Below are 16,853 nucleotides of genomic sequence, written 5' to 3' on the forward strand. Positions count from 1 at the left end.
TATTTAGGTAATCGTTTACCTAGTTTCAGAAAAGGTAGTGACTAAAATGACTATAAAAAGAATTGCAGAAATAGCAAAGGTTTCGACGGCAACAGTGTCTAAGGTTATTAATGGTAAAGATCAGCATATAAGTGATGCAACTAGGCAGAGGGTTTTGGAAATTGTTGAAAGGGAAGGTTATATACCAAATGGTGTTGCAAAAAGTCTTAAAACAAGAAGAACTAAAACTATAGGAATTATCATGCCAGACGTTATGAACCTTTTTTTCTCTGAATTAACAAGGGGAGCAGAAGATGCGGCCGAGAAGAAAGGCTACTCTGTTATTATTTGTAACTCAGATAACAAGGAAACAAAAGAAGAAAAATATTTATATATTCTGCAAGAGAAAATGGTAGATGGAATTATAATGACAGCATCAGAAGGAAGTATTAAAAAATCCATGGAAAAGTTTAATATACCTATGGTACTTGTAGATAGGGATATAGATATTAATAAAAAGGTTGGGCGTATTACTGTAGACAATGAGCAGGGGGCATATAATGCAACATCTTATCTTATTAAAAAAGGATGTAAAAATATAGGATTTATATCTTCAGATAATAAAAATAAGCCATCTGCTGAACGTTTAAAAGGATATAAAAACTCTCTTTTAGATAATGGATTAAAGATAGAAGATGAGAAAATATTTCTTAAACGATATACCATAGACTCGGGATATATGGGGGCTATAACCTTGTTAAAACAATCTAAAATAGATGGACTTTGTTGCGGAAATGATTTAATAGCCATTGGTGCCATTAAAGCCCTTAAGGAAAAAAAGATTAAAGTGCCAGAGGAAGTAAGGGTAATTGGTTTTGACGATATCCATATTTCTAAATATCTAGATCCTTCACTAACAACGATGAAACAACCTATATATAATATAGGAATGGAAGCAGTGAATATGTTGATAAGTATAATTAATAAAGAAGACATAAGCTTAACTAAAGTACTAAAAACTGAACTAATCGAAAGGGGGAGTGCTTAATGAATCCAATAATAACAGTAGTGGGAAGTATGAATATGGATTTAGTTGTTAAAACAGATGAAATTCCAAAAGTTGGAGAGACCCTTTTAGGTAAAGAATTATTACAAATTCCAGGAGGAAAAGGTGCTAACCAGGGAGTTGCCATTGCTAAATTAAATAATAATGTAATATTTTTAGGGAAAGTTGGAGATGATGGCTTTGGGAAAACGTTAATCCAGTCTATGAAAGAAGCGGGAGTCAATACAACTCATATAGAGGCAGCAGAATCTTCCACAGGTATTGCAGTTATCAATTTGGATAAGAAAGGAAATAACAATATTGTAGTAATTCCGGGAGCTAATAGCCAGGTAGATGGACAATACTTAAAAAAACATTATAATGCTTTTAAAGAAGCTCAAATTGTAATATTCCAGTTGGAAATTCCCCTTGGAACAGTGAAGGAAGGTTTGAAAATATCAAAAAGCCTAGGGAAAACAACTATATTAAATCCAGCACCAGCTAAAGAATTAGATGATGAAATTATAAAAAATGTTGATATTCTCATCCCTAATGAACATGAACTAGAAAGAATGTCTAAAATAGATATTACCGATGATAACTCTATCTTAGAAGCAGCCCAAGTCTTATTAGATAAAGGTGCAAAAGAAATAGTTGTTACATTGGGAAGTAAAGGAGTACTACACGTTAATTCTAAAGGACATGAATTCTTTGATGCTTACAAAGTGGATGTTGTAGATACAACAGGAGCAGGGGATAGTTTTATTGGAGGGTTTTCATCTTCATATTTAAAGAATCAAGATATTAGACAGGCTATTGAAATGGGTCAGAAAACAGCAGCTTTATCCATTCAAAAAGTAGGAGCTCAAAGTTCACTTCCAACGAGAAAAGAAGTTGAAGAGTTTAAAAGGTAAAAATCACGGAACCTTTAGTTATAGGAGGATATTATGGGAAAATCAATATTGAGAATGAAAAATATATCAAAAAGCTTTCCAGGAGTTAAAGCTCTAGATAATATGGACTTTGCAATATATGAAGGCGAGGCTATGGGGTTGATTGGAGAAAATGGTGCAGGAAAAAGTACCCTAATGAAAATATTATCTGGGGTCTATGAAATGGATTCAGGGCAGATATTTTTAAATGATAGGGAAGAAAAAATATTATCACCTACAGATGCTATAGACAAGGGTATAGCGATTATTCACCAAGAATTAAATCTAATACCATATTTAACAGTATATGAAAATATATTCTTAGGAAGAGAAATAAAGTTTTCTACAGGTAGGCTAAATAAGAAAGAAATGATTAATCAATCCAAGGATATTTTGGAAAAGTTAAATATAAATATAAAACCAACGACACAAGTAAATACATTATCTATAGCTCAACAACAGATGGTTGAAATATCTAAAGCCCTTTCTTTAAATGCAAATATAATAATTATGGACGAGCCTACAGATACATTGACTGACCAAGAAGTGGAAAGTTTGTTTAAGGTAATCGATGAACTTAAAAAAGATAAAAAAGGAATCGTTTATATATCTCATCGACTAAATGAAGTATTTAATGTTTGTGAAAAAATTACAGTCTTAAGGGATGGACAATATGTTGCTGAAAAAGAAGTATCAGATGTAGATGAAAATGAAATTATTCGTCTAATGGTTGGAAGGACTTTAGATGAACAATTTCCTTATATAAAGACAGACTTTAAAGCTGAGGTTTTAAAAGTTGAAAATTTAAGCAATGAATATATAGATGATATTAATTTTGTTTTAAAAGAAGGGGAAATTTTGGGAGTTTCAGGATTGGTAGGGGCAGGTAGGACTGAACTAGCCAAAACATTATATGGAGTTTACAAAAAAGAAAAAGGTAAAATCATATTAGAAGGCAAGGAAATAGAATGTAAAACTCCCAAGGAAGCCTTGGAACATGGGATATGCTACGTATCAGAGGATCGTAAAGGCGATGGGTTGATTCTAATGATGGATGTAAAAAATAATATGACAATTTCAGCATTAGAAAAATTTAAAACATTTTTAAAAATAGATAAGAAAAAGGAATATGAAGTGGCATCAGAATATAAGGAAAAAATGGATATAAAGACACCTTCTCTCTACCATAAAGTTCAAAACTTAAGTGGTGGAAATCAACAAAAAGTTGCAATAGCAAAAGCCCTACTTACAGATCCAAAAATATTAATTTTAGATGAACCTACTCGTGGAGTTGATGTAGGGGCGAAAAAAGAAATATACGACTTATTGAATCAAATAAAAATGGAAGGTAAATCAATAATTATGATTTCTTCGGAAATGCCTGAAATATTAGGTATGAGCGATGGAGTTTTAGTAATGCATGAAGGAAAACAAAAAGGTGAAATTTTAAGGGATGAAGCCACTCAAGAAAAAATAATGAGCTATATTGTTAGGGAGGAATAGATATATATGGAAATGAAAGAAAAATTAAATAAAGCTAGGCCTTTAATAGGTCTCATTATATTTTCCATAATAATAAGTATTATAAGGCCAAAGTTTTTAACTACTGCAAACCTATTAAATGTATTTAGACAAACTTCCATTAATGCAATTATTGCAGCGGGAATGACTTTTGTTATATTAACATCGGGGATTGATCTATCAGTAGGTTCTATTCTTGGATTTTCTGGTGCAGTAGCTGCAAAAATGCTTTCATCAGGAGTAAATATTTGGTTATCACTCTTAGCGGCAATTTTCATAGGGGCTATAGCAGGGATGTTAAATGGAATAATTATTACAAAAGGTAGGGTACAGCCCTTTATAGCGACTTTATCCATTATGATATTACTCAGAGGTTCTACTATGGTATTGACTTCGGGCAAACCTATAGCTATTCCTGCTGCTACTGTATCTCCAGTATTTAGGTGGATAGGTACTGGTTCAGTTGGAGCTATACCAGTACCTGTAATAATAATGGCTATAATATTTTTAGTTTGTTATTACGTTCTGAACCATATACAATTTGGAAGGCATTTATATGCTGTGGGAGGTAATGAGGAAGCATCCTTATTATCAGGGGTGAATACTGATAAGACAAAGATATTAGCTTATACCATAAGTGGAATATTGGCATCTATAGCAGGAATTATTATAACCTCTAGATTATCCTCAGCTCAGCCAACCTCTGGAGAGGGTTATGAATTAGATGCAATAGCAGCAGTGGTATTAGGGGGAACATCCTTAGTAGGTGGACAAGGTACTATTATAGGTACTATAGTAGGTGCGTTGATTATAGGTATACTCAATAATGCACTTAATTTAATGGATGTGCAATCCTATTACCAAATGATAGCTAAAGCAATTGTAATATTAGTTGCAGTACTACTAGACAAAAAGGAAAACAATTAAGGAGGAGAAATATGAAGAAGATAGGTCTTTTAAATGGCGAACTATCTAAATGTATAGCAGAAATGGCCCATGAAGATATGATTTTAATTGGTGATGCAGGAATGCCAGTACCAAAAGGTGTACAACTTATAGATCTGGCAGTAGTCAATGGGGTTCCTAGCTTTTTCCAAGTTTTAAAAGCTGTACTAGGTGAATTATGCGTAGAAGAAGGGATAATAGATAAGGAGATGGCTGAAATAAGCCCTCATATGAGAGAAAAGCTTGATGAGGTTGTGAAAGATGAATTTCCATTAAAGGAGATACCTCATTCAGAATTAAAAGAGCTTTCCCAAAATGTAAAGGCTGTAATAAGAACAGGAGAATTCACTCCGTATTCTAACATAATTCTTAAAGCGGGAGTTTTGTTTTAAAAAGTTAAACTATTAAAAACAAAGGAGGGGTTTACCCTAGGATTGTTAATGATTCTCATCCAATTTTAAATGGTGTGTCAAAGGAATGGCCACATTTCTTAGGGTACAATATGTTATTTGAAATTGACCCTGAGGATGTAATAGCAAAATGTTCTAACCATGTATTTATGGCTGCTAAAGAGCATGGTGAAGGAAGAACTTTTATCTTTGCTAGTGATATATCCCCTCATTGGGGGTCACCAGAATTTTTAGAATGGGAATCTTATAATACCCTATTTTCTAATGTTGTTAAATGGCTTGGGAAAAAATATAATTACATTATTAAAAAATGAAGGGAGTTAATTACTATGAAAAAAGGCTTTGCATTATTATTAATATTGGCTTTAAGTTTTTCTTTAGTAGGATGCGGCACTAATAAGGAAGGAGAAACACCAGATACAAATAAGGATAACTATACCATAGGATTCGTAATATCAACACAAACAAATCCATTCTTTGTATCATTGAAAGAAGGAGCAGAAGAAAAATCAAAGGAATTAGGTGTAGAAATTATAGTTTTAGACTCACAGGATGACCCATCTAAAGAGGCCTCTAATATGGAAGATTTAATAACAAAAGATGTAGATTTAATTCTAGTAAATCCTACAGATTCAGATGCCATTGTAAACAGTGTTATGGCAGCTAATGATGCAGATATACCTGTAATTACTGTAGATAGGGCATCTAATGGGGGAGAAGTTCTATCCTATATTGCTTCCGATAATGTTGCTGGTGGTAAAATGGCTGGAGAATATATAATTGAGCAATTAGGTGGAAAAGGTAATGTAGTAGAACTAGAAGGTATAGTAGGAACAAATGCAGCAACAGAACGTGGAGAAGGATTTAATGAAGCTATTAAAGACAAAGATATAACAGTAGTAGCAAAACAAACAGCAGAATTTGATAGGGCGAAAGGATTAGAAGTAATGGAAAACATTCTTCAATCCCAACCAGAAATCGATGCGGTATTTGCTCATAATGATGAAATGGCTTTAGGAGCTTTAGAAGCTATAAAAGCAAGTGACAGAGATATTTTAGTAGTTGGATTTGATGCTACTGATGATGCAGTAGCTGCAGTAAAAGAAGGAGATTTAGCAGCAACTATAGCACAACAACCAGCTTTAATTGGTAATATGGCTGTTGAAACAGCGGTAAAAGCATTAAAAGGTGAAGATGTAGAAGATAATGTTCCAGTAGAATTAGAATTAATAATAAAAGAATAAAATGAATTTAAACTAAACCTTCTTTTTAAAAAGAAGGTTTAGTTTAAATTAGATATAATAGATGTATGTTGCATAGCATATAAGTTCTCGAGGGAGTGATATATGATGAAAATGAAAAAGGTAATAATTGATGTAGACACGGGAATAGACGACGCTCTTGCTTTAATTCTTGCTATAAAAAGTAAAAAATTAGATGTAAAAGGTATAACTACTGTGGCAGGAAATGTGCCAGCAAGGACTGCTACAGTAAATACATTAAAAATATTAAAAATTCTAGAAAAAGAGGATATTCCCGTCTGTGAAGGAATGACAGCTCCATTATTAAGGGGGATCCAATTTAGCGATGGAGTACATGGATTAGATGGACTTGGTGGAGCTTTAAGAGATATGGAAGTAAAATATCATGAGGGAATTCATGGGGTAGATTTTATTATTGAGACAGTTATGAAAAATAAAAAGGAGATGACTATCATATTATTAGGTCCCCCTACAAACATGGCCTTTGCACTAAAAAAGGAGCCTAAAATTAAAGAGTACATAAAGGAAATAGTAATGATGGGTGGAGCTATTAATGGCATTGGAAATGAAACTAGAACCGCCGAATTTAATTTTTATACAGATCCTGAAAGCGTAAGAGTAGTCTTTGAAAGCGGTATTCCAATAAAAATGGTAGGATTGGATGTGACAAATAATGCTTTAATTTATAGACATGATCTAAAACGATTTTGTAATAGGAAACCCATAGCTAATTTTACAAAAGATGTCTTAGAATATTATATTAATAAATGCAGCCAATTATTCGGTATTGAAAACTGCTCTCTTCATGACCCTTTAGCAGTGGCTACCGTAATTGATCCATCTATTGTAAAGACTAAGGAGTATTATGTTGATATAGAGGCTAATAGTGAATTATGTGATGGAATGACAGTTTGTGATTTTAACAATATTTTAGGAAGGGAGCCTAATGTCGAAGTAGCAGTAGATGGGGAATATGAAAAATTTATAAATTATTTTGTGGATATCGTGAATAGATAATATTAATGACATGTTTAGTACATTTAGTGAGTCAACTAGGACCGTCCCTACTGACTCAAAAACTGAGTCACTGGGGACGGTCCTAGTTGACTCACTAAAACTAAAAATAAAAAAGTTATTGACTAAAGTTTATGAAAATGTTATCATGTTAGCAAATGAAAAATATTTTATGCTTAGTAAACCGATTTACCAAACATAAAATATATAAAAACAAGTAGATATGGTTATGAAAGTTCAGTATATTGAATTATATTATAGGAGGTGAAAATCAAAAGTATATAAAGGTTAAATAAAAATGTAATAAATTCGAAAACATAGATAATAAAAAAGAAAGAGGGAGCATTATGGGAAAACCTAATATTAAAATGATGAGAATTGACGAAAGATTAATACATGGTCAAGGGCAAGTTTGGCTAAACTCACTGGGAGTAAATTTAGTAATTGTAGCAAATGATGAAGTAAGTAAAGATTCTTTACAACAAACATTAATGAAAACAGTTGTGTCAAAATCTGTAGGAATGAGATTTTTCTCAATAGAGCATACTTGTGAAATAATTCATAAAGCAGCACCACATCAAACTATTTTCTTAGTATGTAAAACTCCAGAAGATGCATTAAGACTTATTGAAGGAGGAGTTGAAGTAGAGGAAATAAATATAGGAAACATACACCATCAAGAAGATAAAGAAAAAATAACACGTTCTATTTCATTAGGTGAAAAAGATAAAGAAGCTCTTAGAGAATTAAGTAATAAGCATGGAATAAAATTCAACACACGTACTACACCTTTTGGGAATGATGGTTCAAAGGAAATTGATATAACAGAATACTTATAAAAAATTATGAAAGGAAGTGTAAACTATGGCAGTTAGTATTGGACAATCTATATTAATAGGATTGTGGTCTGGATTTTGCCTTGTAGGCCAGATGTGGGGAATATATACAAACAGATCTTTGGTTTTATCCTTAGGAGTAGGTTTGATTTTAGGAGATATACCTACAGCTCTTGCAATGGGAGCAGTTTCAGAAATTGCATTTATGGGCTTTGGAGTTGGAGCAGGAGGAACAGTTCCACCTAATCAATTAGGACCAGGAATTGTAGGAACTTTAATGGCAATTACAATGAAAGAATCAGGTATGGATACAGGAACAGCTTTAGCTTTATCATTTCCATTTGCTGTAGCGTTTCAGTTTTTAATAACTCTAACTTATACAGCACTATCTGGTACAAGCACAACTGCAAGCAAGGCAATCAAAGAAGGTAAATTTAATAAATTTAAAGTTATTTCAAATATCACAATATTTGCATTTTTTATTGTAGGATTCGTTGTAGGTTTTGGTTCTTCTGTAAGTATGAAAGGGGTAGAAAAGTTTGTAAATCTTATACCAGAGTGGTTAACAAATGGGTTAACTGTTGCAGGGGGAATGTTACCAGCTATAGGATTTGCAATGATATTAAATGTAATGGCTAAAAAAGAATATATACCTTTTGTAATATTAGGTTATGTATGTGTTGCATATTTAGAATTACCGGTTATGGGAACAGCTTTTGTAGCTTTAGTATTTGCACTATATGATTACTATTCAAAAGGAGATAAAAATAATCAAGAGGAGGCGACACAAGGTGGAATCTAAAAATCCAGTTTTAAAATGGGGAGATTACTTAAGAATAATATTTCGTTCGTTTTTCTTGCAATCAGCTTTTAACTATGGAAATTATCAGGGTGTTGGATATGCATATGTTATTTTCCCAGGATTAGAGAAAATATACGCAAATAATAAGGACATGCTTAAAGAGTCTACATTGGCAAATATAGAATTCTTTAATTCTAACCCTCAAGTACTACCTTTCATAACAAGTTTACATTTAGCTATGTTAGATGGAGGGCAATCACCAGATGATGCACGTTCTATAAAGATGGCCCTTATGGGACCTCTTGCAGGAATAGGTGACTCTTTATTTCAATTTGGGTTGGCCCCATTATTTTCAAGTATAGGAGCTGCATTGGCAGCTGACGGTATGGTGGCAGGGCCAATAATATTCTTTTTAGGTATAAATGCATGTCTTATTGGTACTAAGTTATTAACTGGATATCAAGGTTATAAACTTGGAACAAAAGCTATAGATAGTTTAAGTGAAAAAATGGCTAGTATATCAAGGGCTGCTACAATCGTTGGTGTTACAGTAGTATCAGGACTTGCAGTAAGCTTCGTTAAAATAAATGTACCATTAAAATATGTGGCAGAAATGCCAGGTGGAGAAGTAAATGAAATAGCAGTACAAACTGTTCTAGATCAAATAACTCCAAAATTATTACCAGTAATATTTATATTTATTATCTATAGATTAATTAGTAAACATGAATGGACTACTTATAAGCTAATATTTTTAACTATTGTTATTGGAGTATTAGGATCAGTAATTGGACTATTTGCATAATGTAAATTTAAAAAAGGAGATAAGGATATGTATGATATTTTAATTGTTGGACATGGAGAATTTGCTACAGGCATGAAATCATCCTTAGACATTCTTATAGGCAAAAATGATAGGGTACATGCTCAAAATCTTAATGAGGAAATAACTCATAATGAATTTGAAGAAATAATTGACACATATATAAAAAAATATGACAAGTTGGTTGTTTTTGCAGATCTTTCTGGAGGAGCACCATGTCAAATTGTATCCAGAAGATTACTAACATTAAAAAAATCTCCAAACCAATATGTGATTTCTGGGATGCCGTTGAGTATGATGTTAGATCTTTCTATGAAACTACTATTTATGGAAGAACAAAAAGGTGATATATCTAATGAAATAGAAGAATCTATGGAACAATCTAAAGACATGATGCAAGTTTTATCAACCAAAGAATTTATAGAAGGTTGTGATGATAATTAAAGAAAAGGTCTTATGGATTTTTATAGTTTTAATGATTATTGCTTCTATATATAGTGGAATTATAATACCAATACTAAATCGAAAAAAAATGAAGGAACAACAAGAAAAAGTACAAAGGTTTCAAGATAAATTGAAAATAGGAGACAATGTTCTAACAGCAACAGGTATCTATGGAAGAATAGCAAAAATAAATAAAAATGTTGTATCTTTAGAAATATCAAAAGGTGTTTTAATCAATATGGATAAATCAATAATTGTAGGAACAACTAAAGATACAATGATTAATTAACTATTATAAAAGGCTATTATTTTTAATAGCCTTTTATAATTAGAGGTGATATTTATAATGAGGAAAAATCAAAAATCATATTTTAGGGTGTCAGATGTAATTAAATATACTAAAAAATATTATAAAAAAGATTGTAAAGAAGCTATAATGAAGGCTAACTTAATAAAAGAAAATATTTTCCTATTTAATTCACCATGGGATATGGAACCTACAAATATTCCATATAAGTTAGAGCCGCTACAATGGGATTATGCTCCAAATGGAGATGAAGAATGGATATTTATGCTTAATAGGCATGAATATTTATATTGTCTTATAATAGCATATTATTTAACAAGGGATGAAAGTTATATTAGGAAATGGATTGAAATAATACTACATTGGATTAAAAATAATCCTGTAAAGGAAAGCTCTAAAGCATGGAGAACTATTGAAGCAGGAATTAGAGCTATGAGTTGGACAATCTCCTTAAAACACATTATTTCAACAGGACTTCTAAAGGATGATGAACTGTCAACTATATTAAATTCATTATATGAACATACGAATTTTATAGAAAAACATTTCAAAGAGAAGGATTTAATAAGTAATTGGGGGATATTACAAACTACTGGAGTGCTAGCTGTATTAATGACTTTTGGGGAGACTGATTCTAATAAAAATCAATTAAATTGGGCTATAGATAAATTAGAGAAACAGCTGAACTTTCAAGTGTTTGAAGATGGAATACATTGGGAGCAATCGCCTATGTATCATGTAGTAGTTGTGCTAGCACTATTAAAATTAATTTATATTAGCAAAAATGAAGGCGTTGACTTACCTAATTCTATAATAGAAAAATCTTATAATTCATCTAAAGCGTTAATATATATGAAAAAGCCTAATCATCGGCAGGTTATGCAAAGTGACAGTGATGACACAGATTTAAGAGATATTTGTACTTTTGCTTCTATAATATTTAATGATGGAGAATTAAAATGGGCAGGCTATGATTTTATTGACTTTGATACTATTTGGTTATTAGGCTATAGTGGTTTAGAAAATTATAAAAGAATTAAAAAAGTTAAACCTAAAAATACCTCAAAAGCATTTGAAGATGCAGGTAACTTTTATTTAAGGTCTAATTTAAGTGAAAAGGCAAGTTTTTGTTATTTCCATAATGGTACTTTAGGAAGTGGACATGGTCATGCTGATTTAGGACATTTTAATATTAGCTATTTAGGAAACGACTTTTTAATAGATCCAGGTAGATATACTTATGTAGAAAAGGATCTAGTAAGAGAATATTTGAAAAGTACTAGGGCTCACAATACAGTTTTAATTGATAATCATCCTTTTACTTTATGTAAAGGGTCTTGGAGTTATGATAAGGCAGCTTATAGTCTAAAAAATTATTGGAGATTTACAGATAAAATTGATTATATAGAAGGCACATATTTAGCAGACTCTGTAGATAATGAAAAATATATTGTAACCAGGAGGTTATTCTTCATAAAACCTTCTATTTGGATAATTTCTGATATAGTTTATCTCCAAGGGAAACATATTTGTAAAAAATATTTTCATTTAGACAAAGATGTAACTGTAAATATAGATAACAATATTGTAGATTGTATGAAAAATGGGGTTAAGTTAAGTTTACACCATATTGATGCAGAAAAAATTAAAATAAAAAAAGACTATATGTCTACTAAATACAACAAATTGGAAAGTAGTAAAACCATAGTTACGAACATGAAGTTTATGGATTTCATGGTAAGTACTGATATAATATATGGGGGAGTAGATAACAAGCAACTTAGTATAGAAAAAGGGAAGCTATATCAGCCATCAAAGGAAATACCTTTAAATGAAAAGGTTGCTACTTGTTATAGCATTAAGGTTGGGGAAGAACAGGAATATATTATTGTATTAGTCAATAATGAAATTTTTGATGGTAGAAAATTATTGTTATACAACAAAGAAATTCCTGTATATGGGAAGTCTATCGTCATAAGTAAAAATCATAATGAAATAAAATATATAAGACTTAAAAATTAATTGTATTGAATATAACTGAATTAGGGTGATAGATATGAAGAAAAAATCTAATGTAACTATAGACCAAGTAGCAATGAAAGCAGATGTTTCAAAGACCACTGTGTCTTTTTACTTAAATGGTAGGTTTGAAAAAATGTCTGCTGAAACTAAAGCGAGAATTGAAAGGGTAATTAATGAAACTGGCTATAGTCCAAGCACGGTAGCACGGTCTTTAAAAATTAAAAGGACTAATTTAATAGGAGTTATAGTGACAGATATTAGCAATCCTTTTAGTAGTTTAATAGTAAAAGGTATTGATGACATAGCGCGTAAAAATAACTATCAAATTATAGTTGGAAGTACTAATTTTGAGAAAAAGCTTGAAGAAACCTATATACAACAAATGTTTGATATTAGGGTAGATGGATTTATAATTCAACCTACGATGAAATCTAATAGAACTATACAAAGCTTGGTAGACGATGGCCGTAACATTGTATTATTAGATAGTGTTTTTGAAGAATTTAAAGGAGCATTTGTAAAAACTAATAATTATGATGTTACAAATAGGGCCATAAAAGAATTAATAGAAAAAGGATATGAAGATTTTATATTTATATCAGAAGATATTGAATTATTAGGACCACGTATTGAAAGAGCAAAAAGCTTCTGTGATATATTAGAAAGGCATGAATTGCCTTATTCTATACAAACTATTAGGTCACCAATAAATAAGGATGAAATTAAAGATAAACTAGATAAAAATATAGATTTTTCAAAGAAGACTTTGTTATTTGGTTCCAATGGTTTAATATTACAAAATATCTTTAAGATTGCAAAAGAAAATCAGTGGACTGTCCCAAATCCTATAGGGATTATAGGATTTGATGATTGGGGTTGGCAAGAGCTTACACATCCCACAGTTTCAGCTATTGCTCAACCAACTTACGAAGAAGGTAAGAAAGCCATAGAATTTTTAATACAAATGATAGATAATAAAATGTATGGCAATAAAATTGAAATCCTTCCATGTAATATAAATTGGAGACAGTCAACTAATTTATAATATATTTAAAAAATGAAGTAAATGCCAATAATGGTATGGACATGCTATTATTGGCATTTGTGTTGTTAATCACAATAGAATTATCTTTGCACTCTACCAGAAGCATCTCCTTGTAGAAGATTTTCTACCTCATCAATACTAACCATATTAAAATCACCAGGAATAGTATGTTTTAATGCCGAAGCGGCTACACCAAACTCTAAAGCCTCTTTAAAATTCTTTCCAGAGATAATACCATATATAAATCCCGATGCAAAAGAATCTCCACCACCTACTCTATCAACTATTCTAACATCATATTTCTTAGAGTGGTAAAATTCTTTACCGTCATAGGCACAAGCTGACCATCCATTATCAGAAGCAGAATATGATTCTCTTAATGAACTAATAACATATTTAAAATTAAATTTGTCCATCATCTGTTTAAATATGTTTTTATATCCTTCTAATTCTAATTCACCAGTAGTAACGTCAGTATTACCAGGTTTAAAACCTAAAGTTAACTCTGCATCTTCTTCATTTCCGATACAAACATCAACATACTGCATTAGATTAGTCATAACTTTTTGAGCTTTCTCTGGTGACCATAGATTTTTTCTATAGTTTAAATCAACAGAGACAGTAACTCCATGTTTTTTAGCAGTCTTTAAAGCCTCCTCAGTAAGTACTGCAGCTTCGTCACTTAAAGCAGGTGTAATACCAGAAAAATGGAACCATTCAGCATCTGCAAATATTTCATCAAAATTAAAATCTGTTGTACTAGCTTCAGAAATCGAAGAATTAGCCCTATCATAAATAACCTTAGAAGGTCTCATAGAAGCTCCACTTTCTAAGTAATATATACCAACTCTATTTCCACCTCTAACTACATATTTAGTATTAACTCCAAATCTTCTTAGATGATTAGTTGCAGCTTGTCCTATAAGATTTTCAGGTAATTTTGAAACGAAATAGCTATCAAGCCCATAATTAGCAAGAGATACAGCAACATTTGCTTCTCCACCACCATAATTTACATCAAAGGATTCAGCTTGTACAAATCTTTCATGATTTGGGGTTGAAAGTCTAAGCATAATTTCTCCTAAAGTAACAACCTTTTTCATTTTATTTCCTCCTATTAATTCATAGTTTATTTTCTAGCTTTTTTAATTTTCTCTATAAACTTTTCAGCAGTTTTAGTAATTTCTTCCTTAGATCCTTTTGTTAAAGCACCACCTACTCCTACTGCTATACAGCCATTCTTAATCCATTGGTCTACATTTTCTAAACTTACTCCACCAGTAGGCATTAAATTAGCCTGTGGTACAGGCCCTTTTATAGCTGATACTATAGATGGACCAAAAGCGCTACCAGGGAAAATCTTAATAATATCAGCCCCGGCTTCCATAGCTGTAATTATTTCAGTTATAGTCATACAACCAGGCATATATGGAATTTGATACCTATTGCATAACTTGGCGGTATCTAAATCAAAGTTTGGACTAACTATGTATTGAGCACCAGCTAGAATAGCGATTCTAGCAGTTTCACTATCTAAGACAGTACCAGCGCCAACTAATAACTTGTCTTCAAATTCTTCTGCTAAAGACTCTATTACCATCTTAGCTCCAGGTACTGTAAAAGTAATTTCTATAGAGTCAATACCTCCCTCCATACAAGCATAAGCAATATCTTTTGCTTCCTTAATATTATTTGCTCTAACAACGGCAACAATGCCAGTGTTTTTAATTCTTTTTAGAATATTATACTTCTTCAAGGAAATCCCTCCTGAAAGTTTCATTATATAAAACTAAAGTTCACATTGTAAAACAATTCATTTTATATTATAATTAATTAAGAAAGCTATTGCAAGTATAAAATTTATTTATTTTAAATAAATTGAAGAATTCATATTATGCTATAATATATTGTGTTATAGAAGTTAAAAAGAATATTTATTAAATACAAAATTTTTAAGACGAGGTGTCTAATGATGGAAAAAGTTCAATCTGTAGATAGAGCATTGACTATATTAGAATTATTAGCTGAACATAATGAAGGATTAAGAATAATAGAAATTAGTAAAGAAGTTAATTTGCATAAATCCACAGTTCATAGATTATTAGGTACACTTATCCACAATGGTTATGTAAGACAAGATTTAGAAAATAATAAATATAAAGTAACCTTAAAATTATTTGAATTAGGAAACAAGAAACTAGAAGATATGGACATACTTAATGTATCCAAAACATATTTAGAAAGTTTAATGGAGAGTCTAAATGAAGTAGTCCATTTAGTAATTAGAGATGAAAATGAAATAGTGTATATTGATAAAGTAGAAGCAGACAATACAATTCGCATGGCTTCTAATATAGGTAGGAGAGGTCCGCTACACTGTACATCTGTAGGGAAAGCTATGTTAGCCTATATGAGTGATGAGGAAGTAAAAAGTATTTGGAACAATAGTAAAATAGAGAAATATACTCCAAATACTATTACAGATTTTAATGTTTTAAAAAAAGAACTAGAAATAATAAAAGAAAAAGGATATTCTGTAGATGATGAAGAAAATGAAGTAGGCGTTAGATGCATAGGTGCTCCAATTTTTAATAGGTTTGGAAAAGTAGAAGGAGGTATTAGTATATCAGGACCAAGTATACGTATAACAAAAGGTAGGGTAGAAGATATGGCTAAAGAAGTAATTAAGTACGCTAAAATGGTATCTAGAGAGCTAGGTTATATAGAATAAAGTAAGTTTTTTAGTAGAATATTATTGCAATAAAAAGTTATAATGGTATAATTATATTACACAATCGTTTGCATTCTTAAAACTTGTAAAGCTAAAACGATTGTATAAATTTTGAATGTTGCACAATCGATTGCATAGGAGGTAAAAAATGAATTCTCATGAAAAGTTTAAATTTAATAATATTGAAGAATTGCAAGGAAAGGCTAATGAACTAAGCATAACCATTCCTTATTCTGAAGATCTTTCTAAACTTAAAGAAGAGGTTCAACTTAAAAATGGTAGAATACCAAATAGAATGGTTGTAAATCCAATGGAAGGTTGCGATGGAGAAGATGATGGAAGTCCAGGAGAACTAACCTATAGAAGATATAAAAGATTTGCTAAAGGTGGGGCTGGCCTTTTATGGTTTGAAGCAACTGCAGTTGTACCAGAAGGAAGAGCAAATCCAAGACAATTAGCTATTAATGAAAAAAATGTTGATAAATTTAAGGATTTAGTAGAATCTTCACTAAAAGAAGGAAAAGAAGTAAATGGATCAGATTATGAACCATATAAGGTTTTACAATTAACTCATTCTGGTAGATATAGTAGACCAGTTAAAAATATGGAGCCTATAGTTCCAGTAAGGAATCCATACTTAGATAAAAAAGAAATAGAACATTACCATATTATTACTGATGAAGAATTAGAATTACTAGAAGATAAATTTGTAAAGGCTGCTGAACTAGCTAAAGA

19 protein-coding genes are annotated in these 16,853 nt (G+C 31.2%); 17 read left to right on the plus strand and 2 right to left on the minus strand.

Annotated elements, in window-relative coordinates:
- Positions 1–46 precede the first annotated feature (46 nt).
- The 15 genes from VK071_12485 to VK071_12555 all read left to right on the plus strand — a co-directional run bounded on the left by VK071_12485 (position 47) and on the right by VK071_12555 (position 13,387).
- The gene (locus VK071_12485; GenBank protein HLR36129.1) at positions 47–1,027 is read left to right on the plus strand and encodes a LacI family DNA-binding transcriptional regulator; all 981 of its coding nucleotides are present in this window, start codon (positions 47–49) and stop codon (positions 1,025–1,027) included.
- Positions 1,027–1,938: a ribokinase gene (rbsK, locus tag VK071_12490; protein ID HLR36130.1), complete on the plus strand. Its 912-nt coding sequence runs from the start codon at positions 1,027–1,029 to the stop codon at positions 1,936–1,938. Before VK071_12485 ends, rbsK begins: the two co-directional genes overlap by 1 nt.
- A gap of 33 nt (positions 1,939–1,971) precedes the next feature.
- Positions 1,972–3,459: a sugar ABC transporter ATP-binding protein gene (locus VK071_12495; protein ID HLR36131.1), complete on the plus strand. Its 1,488-nt coding sequence runs from the start codon at positions 1,972–1,974 to the stop codon at positions 3,457–3,459.
- 6 nt (positions 3,460–3,465) lie between these two features.
- Entirely contained in the window at positions 3,466–4,404 is a 939-nt protein-coding gene (rbsC, locus tag VK071_12500; protein ID HLR36132.1) for a ribose ABC transporter permease, read from the plus strand.
- Between the two features lie 11 nt (positions 4,405–4,415).
- Positions 4,416–4,814, plus strand: coding sequence for a D-ribose pyranase (gene rbsD / locus VK071_12505; protein HLR36133.1), 399 nt, complete (start codon positions 4,416–4,418; stop codon positions 4,812–4,814).
- 11 nt (positions 4,815–4,825) lie between these two features.
- A complete protein-coding gene (locus VK071_12510; protein HLR36134.1) occupies positions 4,826–5,146 on the plus strand; it encodes a glutamine amidotransferase in 321 nt (106 codons plus the stop codon).
- Between the two features lie 15 nt (positions 5,147–5,161).
- A complete protein-coding gene (gene rbsB, locus VK071_12515) occupies positions 5,162–6,076 on the plus strand; it encodes a ribose ABC transporter substrate-binding protein RbsB (GenBank protein HLR36135.1) in 915 nt (304 codons plus the stop codon).
- A 105-nt stretch (positions 6,077–6,181) separates the two neighbouring features.
- On the plus strand, positions 6,182–7,111 hold the full coding sequence (locus VK071_12520; protein ID HLR36136.1) for a nucleoside hydrolase: 930 nt from the start codon (positions 6,182–6,184) through the stop codon (positions 7,109–7,111).
- A gap of 344 nt (positions 7,112–7,455) precedes the next feature.
- The gene (locus tag VK071_12525) at positions 7,456–7,947 is read left to right on the plus strand and encodes a PTS system mannose/fructose/N-acetylgalactosamine-transporter subunit IIB (protein HLR36137.1); all 492 of its coding nucleotides are present in this window, start codon (positions 7,456–7,458) and stop codon (positions 7,945–7,947) included.
- A 25-nt stretch (positions 7,948–7,972) separates the two neighbouring features.
- Entirely contained in the window at positions 7,973–8,746 is a 774-nt protein-coding gene (locus VK071_12530; protein HLR36138.1) for a PTS sugar transporter subunit IIC, read from the plus strand.
- Positions 8,736–9,551, plus strand: a complete 816-nt coding sequence (locus VK071_12535; protein ID HLR36139.1) for a PTS system mannose/fructose/sorbose family transporter subunit IID — start codon at positions 8,736–8,738, stop codon at positions 9,549–9,551. The genes VK071_12530 and VK071_12535 overlap by 11 nt, the downstream gene beginning before the upstream one ends.
- A gap of 27 nt (positions 9,552–9,578) precedes the next feature.
- The gene (locus VK071_12540; GenBank protein ID HLR36140.1) at positions 9,579–10,013 is read left to right on the plus strand and encodes a hypothetical protein; all 435 of its coding nucleotides are present in this window, start codon (positions 9,579–9,581) and stop codon (positions 10,011–10,013) included.
- Positions 10,003–10,302: a preprotein translocase subunit YajC gene (gene yajC / locus VK071_12545; protein ID HLR36141.1), complete on the plus strand. Its 300-nt coding sequence runs from the start codon at positions 10,003–10,005 to the stop codon at positions 10,300–10,302. The genes VK071_12540 and yajC overlap by 11 nt, the downstream gene beginning before the upstream one ends.
- A 57-nt stretch (positions 10,303–10,359) precedes the next feature.
- Positions 10,360–12,342 (plus strand): alginate lyase family protein, encoded by a 1,983-nt coding sequence (locus VK071_12550; protein HLR36142.1) that lies wholly within the window; start codon positions 10,360–10,362, stop codon positions 12,340–12,342.
- A gap of 34 nt (positions 12,343–12,376) precedes the next feature.
- Entirely contained in the window at positions 12,377–13,387 is a 1,011-nt protein-coding gene (locus tag VK071_12555) for a LacI family DNA-binding transcriptional regulator (GenBank protein ID HLR36143.1), read from the plus strand.
- Positions 13,388–13,467: 80 nt separating this feature from the next.
- On the opposite strand, the gene VK071_12560 is transcribed toward VK071_12555, so the two are convergent.
- Together VK071_12560 and VK071_12565 are read right to left on the minus strand one after the other, a co-directional pair.
- Complete coding sequence (locus tag VK071_12560; protein HLR36144.1) at positions 13,468–14,490, minus strand: sugar kinase; 1,023 nt, start codon at positions 14,488–14,490, stop codon at positions 13,468–13,470.
- 26 nt (positions 14,491–14,516) lie between these two features.
- The gene (locus tag VK071_12565; protein HLR36145.1) at positions 14,517–15,143 is read right to left on the minus strand and encodes a bifunctional 2-keto-4-hydroxyglutarate aldolase/2-keto-3-deoxy-6-phosphogluconate aldolase; all 627 of its coding nucleotides are present in this window, start codon (positions 15,141–15,143) and stop codon (positions 14,517–14,519) included.
- Between the two features lie 213 nt (positions 15,144–15,356).
- On the opposite strand from VK071_12565, the gene VK071_12570 reads away from it, so the two are divergent.
- Positions 15,357–16,118 carry an IclR family transcriptional regulator gene (locus VK071_12570; protein ID HLR36146.1) on the plus strand — a complete coding sequence of 254 codons (762 nt, stop codon included), beginning with the start codon at positions 15,357–15,359 and terminating at the stop codon, positions 16,116–16,118.
- Positions 16,119–16,266: 148 nt separating this feature from the next.
- The coding region (locus tag VK071_12575; GenBank protein ID HLR36147.1) for a hypothetical protein at positions 16,267–16,853 on the plus strand (587 nt) is incomplete at its 3' end.

The organism is Tissierellales bacterium, assembly GCA_035301805.1.
GTDB lineage: Bacteria > Bacillota > Clostridia > Tissierellales > DATGTQ01 > DATGTQ01.

Excerpts from the sequence above, each read along its gene's own strand:
- rbsD (HLR36133.1), top strand. The coding sequence starts at position 4,416 with ATGAAGAAGATAGGTCTTTTAAATGGCGAACTATCTAAATGTATAGCA.
- VK071_12530 (HLR36138.1), top strand. The coding sequence starts at position 7,973 with ATGGCAGTTAGTATTGGACAATCTATATTAATAGGATTGTGGTCTGGA.
- rbsB (HLR36135.1), top strand. The coding sequence starts at position 5,162 with ATGAAAAAAGGCTTTGCATTATTATTAATATTGGCTTTAAGTTTTTCT.
- VK071_12555 (HLR36143.1), top strand. The coding sequence starts at position 12,377 with ATGAAGAAAAAATCTAATGTAACTATAGACCAAGTAGCAATGAAAGCA.
- VK071_12540 (HLR36140.1), top strand. The coding sequence starts at position 9,579 with ATGTATGATATTTTAATTGTTGGACATGGAGAATTTGCTACAGGCATG.
- VK071_12495 (HLR36131.1), top strand. The coding sequence starts at position 1,972 with ATGGGAAAATCAATATTGAGAATGAAAAATATATCAAAAAGCTTTCCA.
- VK071_12550 (HLR36142.1), top strand. The coding sequence starts at position 10,360 with ATGAGGAAAAATCAAAAATCATATTTTAGGGTGTCAGATGTAATTAAA.
- VK071_12520 (HLR36136.1), top strand. The coding sequence starts at position 6,182 with ATGAAAATGAAAAAGGTAATAATTGATGTAGACACGGGAATAGACGAC.
- VK071_12485 (HLR36129.1), top strand. The coding sequence starts at position 47 with ATGACTATAAAAAGAATTGCAGAAATAGCAAAGGTTTCGACGGCAACA.
- VK071_12570 (HLR36146.1), top strand. The coding sequence starts at position 15,357 with ATGATGGAAAAAGTTCAATCTGTAGATAGAGCATTGACTATATTAGAA.
- yajC (HLR36141.1), top strand. The coding sequence starts at position 10,003 with ATGATAATTAAAGAAAAGGTCTTATGGATTTTTATAGTTTTAATGATT.
- VK071_12560 (HLR36144.1), bottom strand. The coding sequence starts at position 14,490 with ATGAAAAAGGTTGTTACTTTAGGAGAAATTATGCTTAGACTTTCAACC.
- rbsC (HLR36132.1), top strand. The coding sequence starts at position 3,466 with ATGGAAATGAAAGAAAAATTAAATAAAGCTAGGCCTTTAATAGGTCTC.
- VK071_12525 (HLR36137.1), top strand. The coding sequence starts at position 7,456 with ATGGGAAAACCTAATATTAAAATGATGAGAATTGACGAAAGATTAATA.
- rbsK (HLR36130.1), top strand. The coding sequence starts at position 1,027 with ATGAATCCAATAATAACAGTAGTGGGAAGTATGAATATGGATTTAGTT.